The organism is Pseudomyxococcus flavus (assembly GCF_050038885.1).
Lineage (GTDB): Bacteria > Myxococcota > Myxococcia > Myxococcales > Myxococcaceae > Myxococcus > Myxococcus flavus.
In genome coordinates this window covers 8,098,713-8,111,125 of record NZ_CP143624.1, presented here as the reverse complement: position 1 = coordinate 8,111,125, position 12,413 = coordinate 8,098,713, and the positions used below count along the sequence as shown (strand labels likewise).

At 69.1% G+C, this 12,413-nt stretch carries 8 protein-coding genes; 6 read left to right on the top strand and 2 right to left on the bottom strand.

The features are described 5' to 3' along the window. Positions 1–6: 6 nt before the first annotated feature. The 5 genes from VZL07_RS33915 to mxcL all read left to right on the top strand — a co-directional run bounded on the left by VZL07_RS33915 (position 7) and on the right by mxcL (position 7,765). Positions 7–1,359, top strand: coding sequence for a class II 3-deoxy-7-phosphoheptulonate synthase (locus VZL07_RS33915; RefSeq protein WP_426752080.1), 1,353 nt, complete (start codon positions 7–9; stop codon positions 1,357–1,359). 227 nt (positions 1,360–1,586) lie between these two features. After that, a complete protein-coding gene (mxcH, locus tag VZL07_RS33910) occupies positions 1,587–3,839 on the top strand; it encodes a TonB-dependent siderophore myxochelin receptor MxcH (protein WP_426752079.1) in 2,253 nt (750 codons plus the stop codon). 32 nt (positions 3,840–3,871) lie between these two features. After that, a complete protein-coding gene (locus VZL07_RS33905) occupies positions 3,872–5,146 on the top strand; it encodes a hypothetical protein (RefSeq protein ID WP_426752078.1) in 1,275 nt (424 codons plus the stop codon). Positions 5,147–5,225: 79 nt separating this feature from the next. Then, positions 5,226–6,452, top strand: a complete 1,227-nt coding sequence (mxcK, locus tag VZL07_RS33900; protein WP_426752077.1) for a myxochelin export MFS transporter MxcK — start codon at positions 5,226–5,228, stop codon at positions 6,450–6,452. 38 nt (positions 6,453–6,490) lie between these two features. Continuing rightward, entirely contained in the window at positions 6,491–7,765 is a 1,275-nt protein-coding gene (mxcL, locus tag VZL07_RS33895; protein ID WP_426752076.1) for a myxochelin B biosynthesis transaminase MxcL, read from the top strand. A gap of 21 nt (positions 7,766–7,786) precedes the next feature. On the opposite strand, the gene VZL07_RS33890 is transcribed toward mxcL, so the two are convergent. Together VZL07_RS33890 and VZL07_RS33885 are read right to left on the bottom strand one after the other, a co-directional pair. Beyond that, positions 7,787–8,605 (bottom strand): siderophore-interacting protein, encoded by an 819-nt coding sequence (locus tag VZL07_RS33890; RefSeq protein WP_426752075.1) that lies wholly within the window; start codon positions 8,603–8,605, stop codon positions 7,787–7,789. A 168-nt stretch (positions 8,606–8,773) separates the two neighbouring features. Next, a complete protein-coding gene (locus VZL07_RS33885) occupies positions 8,774–10,696 on the bottom strand; it encodes a membrane dipeptidase (protein ID WP_426752074.1) in 1,923 nt (640 codons plus the stop codon). A 213-nt stretch (positions 10,697–10,909) separates the two neighbouring features. Here VZL07_RS33885 and VZL07_RS33880 point away from each other — a divergent pair, with 213 nt between their 5' ends. Next, positions 10,910–12,355: an ELWxxDGT repeat protein gene (locus VZL07_RS33880; RefSeq protein WP_426752073.1), complete on the top strand. Its 1,446-nt coding sequence runs from the start codon at positions 10,910–10,912 to the stop codon at positions 12,353–12,355. Positions 12,356–12,413 lie beyond the last annotated feature (58 nt).

The following is a 12,413-nucleotide window of genomic DNA, read 5'->3' as shown; positions in this document are numbered from 1 at the left end:
ACTCCCGTGACGAATCGAACCTGGACGCCGGACTCCTGGCGGCACAAACCCGTCGGCTACATGCCGGACGACTATCCGGACGCGCAGGCGCTGGCCCGCACCGAGGACGAGCTGTCCCGACTGCCCCCGCTCGTCTTCGCGGATGAGACACGCCGGCTCACGTCCAGGCTCGGACTGGTCGCCGAGGGCAAGGCCATCCTGCTGCAAGGCGGCGACTGCGCGGAGAGCTTCAAGGAGTTCACCGCCGACAATATCCGTGACACCTACCGCCTCATCCTCCAGATGGCCATGGTGCTCACCTTCGCCAGCGGGCGCCCGGTGGTGAAGGTGGGCCGCATCGCCGGCCAGTTCGCCAAGCCACGCTCCAGCCCCACGGAGACCGTGGGCGACGTCACCCTCCCCAGCTACCGCGGTGACAACATCAACGGCATGGCGTTCGACGCCCAGGCGCGAACGCCCGACCCGCGCCGCCTGCTCAAGGCCTATCACCAGGCCTCCGCCACCTTGAACCTGCTGCGCGCCTTCGCCCAGCGCGGCTACGAGGAGCTCATCGAGCCTCAGCGCTGGCCCCAGGAGGGCATCAATCGCCTCCTCGCGAACCGCATCCTCGAATCCCTCTCGTTCATGCGCGCCCTGGGCGCCAACCCCGAGCCGCGCCAGGGTTTGAATGCAATGGACTTCTACACCAGCCATGAAGCCCTGCTCCTCAACGTCGAGCAGGCCATGACGCGCGCCGAGCCTGACGGCAGCGGCTGGTACGACACCTCCGCGCACATGCTCTGGATTGGCGAGCGCACCCGCCAGCTGGACGGCGGCCATGTGGAGTTCATGCGCGGCATCCAGAACCCCATTGGCCTGAAGTGCGGCCCGACGATGGAGCCGGATGACCTGCTCCGGCTGATGGACGTGCTCAACCCCCAGGGCATCCCGGGCCGCCTCACCCTCATCGGCCGCTTCGGCGCCGACAGGGTCGCTGACCGCCTGCCGCGGCTGATGGCCGCGACCCGAAAGGACGGCCGCCCCGTCGTCTGGGCCATCGACCCCATGCACGGCAATACCCACAAGGCCGGCAACGGCTACAAGACGCGCTCGTTCGACCGCATCCTCCTGGAGGTGTGTGCCTTCATGGATGCCGCCGCCGCGGAGGGCGTCCACCCGGGCGGCCTGCACCTGGAGATGACCGGGCAGAACGTCACCGAGTGCCTCGGTGGGCCCCAGCCCGTCACCGAGGACGACCTGTCCAGCCGCTATCACACACACTGCGACCCGCGTCTGAACGCAGACCAGGCGCTTCAGCTCGCATTCATGGTCGCCGAGTCAATGCCTTCTCTTCGCGGCCACGAAGCCCGGGCCGCGTGAACGCATAGACATTCCTTGACACTCCATTCCCCCAACGTCTACACGTCCACGCCCTGCAAATGAGAACCATTTTCATAATCAATTCTCATGCCGGCAGGCCGACACGGTGGCGTGCGAGGACCTGGGCCTGGACGGCTCCAGGCCTGCTGGTAGGCCTTCTCACCTGGGGAACGGCGCTCGCGGCCGAGCCTCCCGCGGCTGCGCACTCGACTTCTTCCGCGCCCACGGTGGGCGACACGGGCGTCCAGGAAGCGTCTCCTGAGTCACCGCCGGCGGCGCCCGCCGAGGCCAACAGCAGCGCCAGGCCGGTCCCCTCCTCCAATGACAACACGGAGCCCCAGCAGGGAACGACGGACGGCGTTCCCACCGTGTCCGAGACGGACATCGGCGCCGCCACGGATTCCGACTCCGAGGAGAACCTGCTCCCCTCCTACGCCATCGATGCGGTCGAGGTCAGCGCCGAGGCCGAGTCCGCGGCGGAGCGCCGGCAGAAGTCCGCCGAAGCCGTGCAGGTCATCGAGACGCAGCAACTCCAGCGCGAGGCCGTGGACCTGGGCCAGGCGCTGGCGCGCACGCAAGGCGTCGGCTTCCGACGAGCGGGCGGCCTGGGCAGCACGGGCCGCCTGACGCTGGCCGGCCTCTCGGATGACCAGGTCCGCTTCTTCATCGACGGCGTGCCACTGGAGTTCGCCGGCTTTGGTCCCGAGTTCGCCAACGTCCCGGTCAACCTCGTCCAGCGAATGGAGGTTTATCAAGGCGTGGTCCCCACCCGCTTCGGCTCGGACGCGCTGGGCGGGGCCATCCAGCTCGTCACCGCGGACGACGTGGAAGGCACCCGCGCGTCGGTGTCCTACGAGTACGGCTCCTTCAGCACCCACCGCCTCACGCTGAGCGGGCAGCACCTGGACGAGACGCGCGGGCTCTTCGTCCGCGCCAACGGCTTCTTCGACGACACCCCGAACAACTACCTCGTGGACGTGCAGGTCACCGACACGTCGGGCCGCGAAGCCGACGCGCGCCTGCCCCGCTTCCATGACGCCTACCGCGCGGCGGGCGGCGGCGTGGAGGCCGGCTTCGTCAACCAGCCCTGGGCGCGGCGGCTCCTGCTCCGGGCCTACGCCAGCACGTCCGCGAAGGAGATCCAGCACGACACGACGATGAAGGCCCGCTACGGCGAGGTGGACTCCGGCAGCGCCTCCGCTGGCGGCACGCTCCGCTTCGAACACGTCTGGAGTTCGGGAATCGTCGCGGATGCCGTGGGCGGCTACGTCTATCGCCGCGCCACGCTCGAGGACCTGGGGATGTGCGCCTACGACTGGTACGGCCGCTGCGTCCGCGAGCTCCCGCAGCCCGGGGAGATGGAGTCGCGGGCCATCGACCGCAACGTCAACCAGCACACCGCCTTCGCCCGCATCAACCTGGGCTGGAGCCCCGCCGAAAACCACGACGTCCGGCTCTCCATCGCGCCGACGTGGGTGTCGCGCAGCGGCGAGGACCGGGCGCTCCGCGAGCGCGGCGAGCTGGACCCGCTCTCCGGCAAGCGTGACATCACCACGCTGGTCGCGGGCCTCGAGTACCAGTACGACGCCTTCGACGGGCGGCTGGAGAACATCGCGTTCGTGAAGGAGTACATCCAGCACCTGAGCGTGGACCGGCTGCTGCCGAGCAACGAGTTCACGCCCTTCCGTCGGACGAATCAGCGGCCCGGAATCGGCGACAGCCTGCGCTTCCGCTTCACCCCCGAGCTCACCGGCAAGGCCTCCTACGAGTGGGCCACCCGCCAGCCGCGCCCGGATGAAATCTTCGGCGACGGCATCCTCGTGAGCGACAACCTCGACCTGGTCCCCGAGACGAGCCACAACGTCAACCTGGGCCTGACGCTGGACCTGCCCACGGAGACGACGGGCTCCTTCCGAGGCAGCGTCATGGGCTTTGGCCGCATCGCGGACCAGCTCATCGTGCGCCTGGGCGAGCTGGGCTACTTCACCTATCAGAACGTGCTCGCCGCCCGGGTGCTGGGCGTCACGGGCTCCGCGGGCTGGACGTCACCGAAGCAGCTCTTCGCGCTCGACGGGAACGTCACCTGGCAGGACATCCGCAACCGCTCCGACGGCGGCCCCTTCGGCGAGTTCAACGGCCAGCGCATCCCGAACCAGCCCCACCTGTTGGCCAACGCCAGCGCCCGCTTCCAGCTCGGCAGCGTCGTGACGCCAAACGACGAGCTGTCAGTGGCTTGGAACACCCGCTACGTCCACGAGTTCTTCCGCGCCTGGGAGGACCTGGGCCAGTCGGACACGAAGGACGTCGTCGAGGCGCAGCTCCTGCACGCGGTGGCGCTCACCTACGTCCTGCGCAGCGGCGGCACGACCCTGAGCTGGACGCTCGACGTACAGAACCTCACCAACGCCAGGGCCTTCGACTTCTTCGGCGTGCAGCGGCCCGGCCGCATCGTCTCCGCGAAGTGGATCGCCGAGTTCTGAGTTCCCAACCCTCACCCTGAAAGGACCGCCGCATGAAGCACTCACCCCTCCTCCGAGTCTCGCGCCTGTTCGTGGCGGCGCTCGCCCTCAGCCTTGCCCCGGCTTGCAGTGACGACGATTCGGATCCGCAGCCCAACCCGCCAGACAGCGGTACGCCGGATAGTGGCACGCCCGACAGCGGCACCCCTGAGACGCCCGTGTACAGCGTCATCACCCAGGTCCGGACGGCGCAGGGCTCGCAGAGCTACATCGTCCTCACCGACACGCTGGAGCGCACGGAGCCGCTGTCGCTCGACAACGCCATCGAGGTCTCCGGCCGCGCGCTCGGCCACGGCATCCCCGGCGCGGGTGCGCTGTACATCAGCAGCGACGAGGGTGCGACGGTCACCCGGTACGACCTGGTGGACGGCAACCGCCTGGAGCAGGGCGAGACGGTCAGCTTCGAGGGCGTGGGCGTCAACTCCATTGGCGAGTACCAGCACAACTTCCACTACGTCTCCCCCACGAAGGCCTACTACTTCGACGGGCGCACCTCGCAGGTCATCGTCTGGAACCCGACGGACATGACGCTCACGCGCACCGTGCCCATCCCGAACCTGGCCGTCAGCGGCGCGCTGACGTCCTTCACCACGCACCCGGTGACGTCCGGCAACCTGGTGATGGTGGCGGCTGCCTGGCGCCCCGCCACGGGCATTGGCATCACCCCACGCGCCGGCATGGTCGTGGTGGACACGGAGACGGACGCCGTGACGTTCGCCACGGATGACCGCTGCGGCTACGTGCGCGACGGCGTCCTGGGCCCGGATGGCGCGGTGTACGTCGCCACGGAGACCTACGGCTCCGCGGTGTATCGCGTGTCGACCAGCAGCGCCCCGGCGCCCTGCCTGCTGAAGTTCGACCCCGAGACCAAGGCGTTCGACGCGGCGTTCTACCGCGAGCTGAGCTCCTTCACGGGTGGCGCGGCCACCGGCTCGCTGCTGCCGGGCCCCAACGGCGCGGCGTACCTCCGCGTGCTGGATGAGACCCTCTACACCGTGACGTCCGAGACCGTCCCCCGCGCGCTCGCCAGCGCCCAGGTGTGGACCTGGTGGAAGCTCGACCTGAGCGCCTTCACGGCCACCCACGTCGAGGCGTTGCAGGCCGGCGCGGGCAGCTCCTTCGTCCACCCCGTCGAGGATGACCGGATGGTCTACGTGGACTTCATCAACAACTCGTCGGCGACGGCCTACCGCGAGCTGACCGACGAGAGCGGCACCGAGCTCTTCACGCACCAGGGCATGTCGTTCTCGTTCCTGCAGCTGCGCTGAGCCGACTCACCTGGCGCCGGGCGTGGCCACATCCGCCCGGCGCCGTCCTTCCCCGCGCCCGCCTTCGCTGGAGCCTTTCGTGACCGCGTCCATCTCACCGCGCCAGGAGCGTCTGCTCATCCTGCTGCTGGCGGGCGTGCAGTTCACCCACCTGCTGGACTTCATGATCGTCCTGCCGCTGGGACCGGAGTTCATGCGGCTGTTCAGTCTGTCGGCCGCGCAGTTCGGAACGCTGGTGTCCTCCTACACATTGGCCTCGGCCGCCATGGGCGTGCTCGGGCTGATGTGGGTCGACAGGTTCGGCCGCAGAAACACGTTGCTGGCCATCCTGGGGGGGTTCATCACGGCCACGCTGGCCTGCGGCGCGGCGCAGAGCCACGCGTGGCTGCTGGTGGCCCGCAGTGTGGCCGGCGGCTGCGCGGGCCTGATGGGCGCCGTCATCATGTCCATCATCGCGGACGTCGTTCCGGGTGAGCGCCGCGGCCGGGCCATTGGCACGGTGATGTCGTCGCTGGGGCTCTCCGCGGTAGCAGGGGTCCCCTTGAGCCTGGGCCTGGCCAACGCGCTGGACTGGCGCGCCCCCTTCTGGGGCATCGGGCTCCTCGGCGTGATGCTGTGGTTCGGCCTGCTCGCCGTGCTCCCGCGGCTCGACGCACACGTCACCGCCGGCACCGAGCGCCAGGGGCCTCCTGTCTCGGCGCTCTTCACGCCCGGCTTCGCGCTGGGCTGGCTGCTGACCTTCAGCGTCGCCTTCTCCAGCTTCCTGCTGATTCCGTACCTGAGCGCCTTCATGGTCGGAAACCTCGGGCTGTCGCAGACCGACCTGCCCTGGGTGTACCTGGCCGGTGGCGCCGCCACCCTGCTCGCGGCCCGTCAGGTGGGCCGGTGGGTGGACCGGTTCGGCCCCGCCCGGGTGCTCGGACTGCTGCTCGTTGGAACGATGGTTCCGCACCTCGGCTTCACGCACCTGCCGGCCTCGCCGCTGCCGGTGGTGATGGTCGCCTTCGTCCTCTTCATGTCGATGACGTCCACGCGCCCCATCCCCACCATCGCGCTCATCTCCGCGCGGGTGCCGCCGCCGCTGCGCGGTCGCTACATGGCCATGAACATGGCCGCGAGCGACGGCGCGTCCGGGCTCGCGGCGTGGGCCAGCGGCCTGCTGCTGACCACCGCACCGGGCGGCGCGCTCGTGGGCTTCGGGCTCGCGGGGTGGCTCGCCGTGGGTGTCACCACCGTCTCGCTCTTCATCCTCTGGACCTTCGGCCGCGGCGCCGTCCCGCTGAACGCGGCGCCCACGCCTCCGTGACACGCAGTTCCCGCCTCGCCTCACAGAAGGAGATGTCCATGGACACCCCTGCCAAGAAGCACCCCTCCCTGCCTCGTCCCATCCAGGGCGAGCTGAAGCTCGACCGCTCCAACCAGCTCCTCGCCGAGGCGAAGCGTCTGGTCCCCGGCGTCACGCAGTCGATGATGAAGCGCCCGGAGATGTTCGCGCCCGGCGCCTTCCCCGTGTTCCTGGTCAAGGGCCAGGGCGCGCTGGTGGAGGACGCGGACGGCCAGGAGTACATCGACTTCATCGGCGGCCTGGGCGCCAACATGCTGGGCCACAACCACCCCGCCGTGGTGAACGCCATCCGTGAGCACCTGGAGGAAGGCGTCCTCCACTCGCTGCCCACCCCGGTGGAGGTCTCCGCCGCGCAGGCGCTGGTGGACATCATCCCCGGCGCGGAGATGGCGCGCTTCTTCAAGACGGGCGCGGATGCCACGTCCGCCGCGGTGCGCCTGGCGCGCCACATCACCGGCAAGCAGAAGATCATCACCGTCGGCTACAACGGCTGGCACGACCACTTCATGTTCGACACGCCGGGCGTCCCGGCCGCGCTGGCGTCGCTCACCATCCGCATGCCGCTCTTCACCCCGCCGGACGAGGCGGCGCTGCTGGCCTGCATCGAGAAGAACGCCAGCGAGCTCGCGGTGGTGCTGCTGTCGGTGCCCTACAACCGCCCCCTCACCCCGGCCTTCATGCAGCAGGTGCGCGCCACGTGCACCGCGAACAACGTCCTGCTCGCCATGGACGAGGTCGTCACCGGCTTCCGGCTCGCGGTGGGCGGCGGCCAGGAGTTCTTCGACGTCCGCGCCGACTTCGTCACCCTCTCCAAGAGCCTCGCGGCGGGCATGCCGCTGTCGGCCATCGTGGGCCCGACGAAGCACCTGAGCCGGCTGACCGAGCTCCAGGTGTCCACCACCTTTGGCGGCGAGCTGCTGTCGCTGTACGTGTGCGAGGCGGTGCTGAAGGGCTACAAGGACGGCGCCTACATCCAGCACCTGGCCCGGCTGGGCCGCAAGCTGCGCGAGGGCGTCAACGCCCACGCGGAGGCGGTGGGCTCGCCGCTGCGCGTGATTGGCTACGACGCGATTCCCTTCTTCCTCTTCGCCAAGGACCCCACGGAGCACGCCAGGCTGATGCAGCCCTTCCAGGCGGCCATGGCGCGCCGGGGCGTCCTGCTGCGCCGCGACGTCACCTTCCTGACCACGGCGCACACGGAAGAGCAGATCGACTACACCATCGAGATGGCGGGCGAGGCGCTCCGCTCGCTCGCCCGGCCGGCGGCGGCCTGAGGCCGCCCCGGGGGCCGCGGTTCAGCCCTTCGAGTCGTGGTGGTCCGAGGTGCCGCGCTTCCAGTAGCCCGTCACCCGGACCCAGCTCTTGTTGGCGCCACGCTCGTTGATGAGGTGGTCCTTGATGGGGCGCACCGTGTGCGCCTCACCCGCCACCCACGCGAAGTAGTCACCCGGGGGGAACTCCAGCCCCCGGATGGCCTTCTGGAGCACATCCGAGGCCCCCGCCTCCGCGCCGTTGCGGTGCAGCCACGTCACCGTCGCGTTGGCGCGGGTGGTGAACCGCTGCTCCTCGGAGGCATCGGGGACCTCGCAGAACACGATGGCGCGCGTGCCCTCCGGGAGCTCCTCCAGCATCCGGCCAATGGCGGGCAGCGCCGACTGGTCACCCGCCAGCAGGTACCAGTCGAAGTCCTGCGCCACGTACGTGGAGCCACGCGGCCCACCGACGGCCAGCAGATCGCCGACCTGGGCCTTGCTCGCCCACGTCGTCGCGGGCCCGGAGCCATGCAGCACGAAGTCGATGTCCAGCTCACCCGCCGCGGCGTCGTACCGGCGCGGGGTGTAGTCACGCGAGTCCGGCTTGCGCTCGCCTTCCTTCAGCACCAGGCCCGTGGGCGTCACGGTGGGGATGACGGGCATGCGCTTGCCCTCTTCGGGGAACAGCAGCTTCACGTGGTCGTCCGCGCCGGGGCTGTAGAAGCCCTCCAGGTCCTCTCCCCCCAGGGTGATGCGGACCATCTGCGGCGTCACCCGCGTCACCCGCTTCACCTCCAGGAGCCGGAACTTCACGGGGAACGGCCCCCGCCGGTACACACGCTCTGTGGTCGTCGTCGTCACGAATGCTCCAGATATCGATATTGACTCTCATTTTCGATACCATGTAGAGCCCGCTCGGGCAACGAATGAAGGCGCCCCCGCGGCGGCCGCTGTCGAGCGGGCGGGCAGCCGCGGGAGCACCCGGCTCGTGTCCCTCGCGTCGCGCGAGTCACGAGCCGGTGGACGGCCTCAGCCGCAGGTCAGGGTCCAGCGGCAGTTGTTGGACAGGCACTCGCGGTTGTTGGCGCACAGCGAGCCCTTGGCCTTCTTGTTCATGCACTTGCCGGCGTTGAGGCCCCAGCCGCAGTACTGGGTGCTGGCGCAGTCGCCGTCCGTGGAGCAGGTGGAGCTGGACGGATAGTTCGCCTCGCGGACGGACTTCGGCACGTAGGGCGCCACGCCGCTGGTGTCGATGTTCGTCGCCGCGTCCGCCATGCCGGTGCGCGTGCCGGTGGCGCGCTCCCACATGCGGATGAACGTCTCCGCCGAGCCCTCCAGGCCCGTGGTGTTGACGCCGAGCTGCTTCAGGTCACGCACCACGTCCGGCAGCAGGCCCACGTGGGCCAGGCCGTAGTTGTCGAAGTCCGTGCCCAGCGGCGGCGGACCGGAGGTGAGCTGGGCCTGGGCCTGGGCCGCCGCCTCGGCGGGGAAGCCGGCCGAGCAGGCGCCGTGCGGACCGAAGCGCGGGCGGGTCTGCTGGATGAAGCCGTTGAGGTCGGCGCCGAAGCCCATGTTCACCTTGAGGCCCAGGCGGCCGAACTCGTAGGCCTGCGCCAGCGAGCGCGTGGAGCCCTGGCAGTTGTTGGCCACCGGCGTGCGCGTGTAGTCGCGCGTCTCGTCGTGCGCGGTGCGCAGGCCGAACATGCCGCCCGTCTGGCGCAGGTAGCGGATGATGGACGCGGGCGTCGTCTTCTCGTTGGCGGCCAGGCCCGGGTGCATCACCTCGCGGAAGTGACCGTGGGAGATGTAGATGGGGTAGTAGTTCCGGCTCTGGGCGATGGCGAAGGTGTCATCCACCGAGCGCTCGGACATGTGCGCCACGTCGACGAGCATGCCCTTGTTCATCATCTCGGCGACGAGCGCGCGGCCCTCGGCCGTCAGGCCCTTGGTGTTCTTGCAGTTGGCGTCCACGTCGAAGCCCAGCGTGAAGCCGTTGCCCGTGAGACCGCAGTCAGTGTCGATGTGGCAGTTCTCCAGGAACTGGGAGACCTGGAAGATGGCGTTGTGCGGCGCCGCGCCACCGAAGCGGTTGTCGAGCTGGTGCACCGGCTGGATGGAGCGCACGCCCAGCGAGTAGACGCGGTTGAGCTCGGTCTGCCAGTTCTTGGTGCCGAAGAGCTTGCTCGACTCGATGGAGAGCACCATCGCCAGCTTGCCGGAGTTGATGATCTGCCGCGCGTGCGCGGGGGACAGCGCAATCTCCGCCCAGGGCGTGCGGGCGTCGAAGTCACGCGCCATCTGGAGCTGCACGTCCACGTCCGTCATCTCGTCGCAGGGCCGCTTGATGTTCTGGTACGGCAGCGCCTTGCAGAGGAACTCGTTGCTCACCAGGGAGATGGTGACCAGCGACATGCCACCCTGATGCGCCTGCTGCAGCCAGCCCTCCCAGGACTGCTGGTGCGCGATGGTGTCCCAGCGCGGCCATTGCGTGGGCACGCTCATGCGCCCCAGGTGCAGGCCCGTGTCGCCTTCGGTGCCTTCAATCTGGCCGATGATCTCCGAGGCCACCGCGCCGCCGATGCCGAACATCTCCGACAGCACGGGCACCCCGCTCAGGTCCACCCCGCCCGCGTTGGGGCACACGTTGAGCATGGAGCTCAGGTCCATGCGGACCCGCGCGTGGTCGCTCTCGGGGAAGCCACCGTCACAGCTCACCAGGCTCCCGGTGTGCTTGCCGTGGAACCAGCCACCGCTGAACGCCTCCTCGGCGAACATGTGGTGGTGCATCTCCGCGAAGCCCGTGACGGCAGCAGGCTGAGCCATCTCGGCCGTCGAGGGCTCCTCGACGGGCATGTCCTCTTCGGTCGGCTGGCACCCCTGACTCAGCGTCAGGGCGGACACGAGGGAGAGGGTCAGAAAACGCCGTGGATCAGGTCCGAGACATCGCTGCATACAGTGCACCTTTCCGGTACCGCGGGGAGGTGCACTGGGAGTATCAGGACCGAATCTCGTTTTTCAATGATTACTACTTTTTCTCGGGACCTGAAACAGATGGTGTGAAGTATCACGTTACAAACGCCTCGCTGGACCCCTGGGCAGGTGGGGCAAGCGCGCACCCTTCACAGATTGACGCTCCCAAGTGGTCTCGACCTCACGGAGCTGCTGATGAAGAAGCCCTGGCGTTCGTTCCCGATGTTGCTGTCCCTCCTCGCCGCCTGTGAGCCGCTCCCGGTGGACGACACGCCCTTGTACTTCGGGGAAGGTCCTGCGCGGCCCTCCGCTGACCATCGCCCGTGGGAGCCCTGCGGACTGAGCGCGCGTGGGCTCCTGGACATCCATCCCGGCCCTGAAGGCGCATTGATAGAGGAGACCGTCCACGGCGATGGCGCCCTCTTCTTCACCGCGGACGACGGCCGCCATGGCACCGAGCTGTGGACGAGCAGCGGCACGCAGGGCGAAGGAACGCGCTTGCTGAAGGACATCGCACGGGGCCCCGAGGGCTCCGACCCCACGGACCTCACCCGGATCGGAGACCGGCTCTACTTCATCGCGGACGACGGGGTGAATGGCCGCGCCTTGTGGACCAGCGACGGGACGACAGAGGGGACGCGCTTGTTGAAGCGGGTCCTCCCCGTGGGCGCCGGCCAGGGCGAAGGCCAGACGCTGGTGGCGTACCAGGGCCGGCTCTACTTCTCCGCGGAGGACCCCCGTGGTGCGCATGGCAACGAGCTGTGGACCAGCGACGGCACGGAGGCGGGCACGCACGAAGTGGCGGACCTCATCCCCGGGCCAGACAGCGCGTTCCCTCGGCGCTTCGCCGTCCACGCCGGCTCGCTCTACTTCGTCATCAGCGTGGACGAGGAGAACTGGCTGGTGCGCAGCGAAGGCGGCACGGACTACACGCCGCTCCTCGAGGTCTTCGAGGACACAGTCATCTTCCGCATGAAGTCCGTGGGCGAGAAGCTCTTCTTCCTGGTGGACCCGGACGAGGGCGAAGCCACGCTGTACGTCACGGATGGTACGCCCGACGGCACGCGCCGCCTGCGGTTCTTCCCGGGCCGGTATCCCCATGACCTGGTGGTGCTGGACGGCAAGCTGTACTTCAGCGCGGGCTCGGGCACGCCAGAGGGCGAGGAGCTGTGGGTCAGTGATGGCACGGTGTCCGGGACGCGGCGCGTGAAGGACATCCGGCCGGGCGCGGAAGGCTCGGCGCCGGCGTTCCTGACCGTGGCTGGCGAGCGCATCTACTTCGCCGCGGACGATGGCCGGCACGGCCGCGAGCTGTGGGTCAGCGATGGGACCTCGAAGGGAACGAAGCTCTTCAAGGACCTGGTGCGAGGAAGCGAAGGCGCGTCCCCCACCGAGGTGACGGCCATCCAGGGCTGGCTCTTCTTCGGCGCGACGACCCGGGGGAGCGAGCCCGAGCTTTGGATGAGCGACGGCACCGCCTCCGGGACACGGCGGTTCACCGCGGGCACTGCGCACGCGCCGCGCGGCTTCATCCACTCCGGCTGGGACGTGTTCTTCACCGCCGAAGGCAACGGTAGCGGCCGAGAGCTCTACGCCCTGCCCTTCCGTCCCTTCGGCGAGTGCGCTCACCCTGGCAGGTGAGCGCCTCCCTGGCGTGGCACGGAGTCCCGGGGCGACGCATCGTTTCCTGGAGGTCACA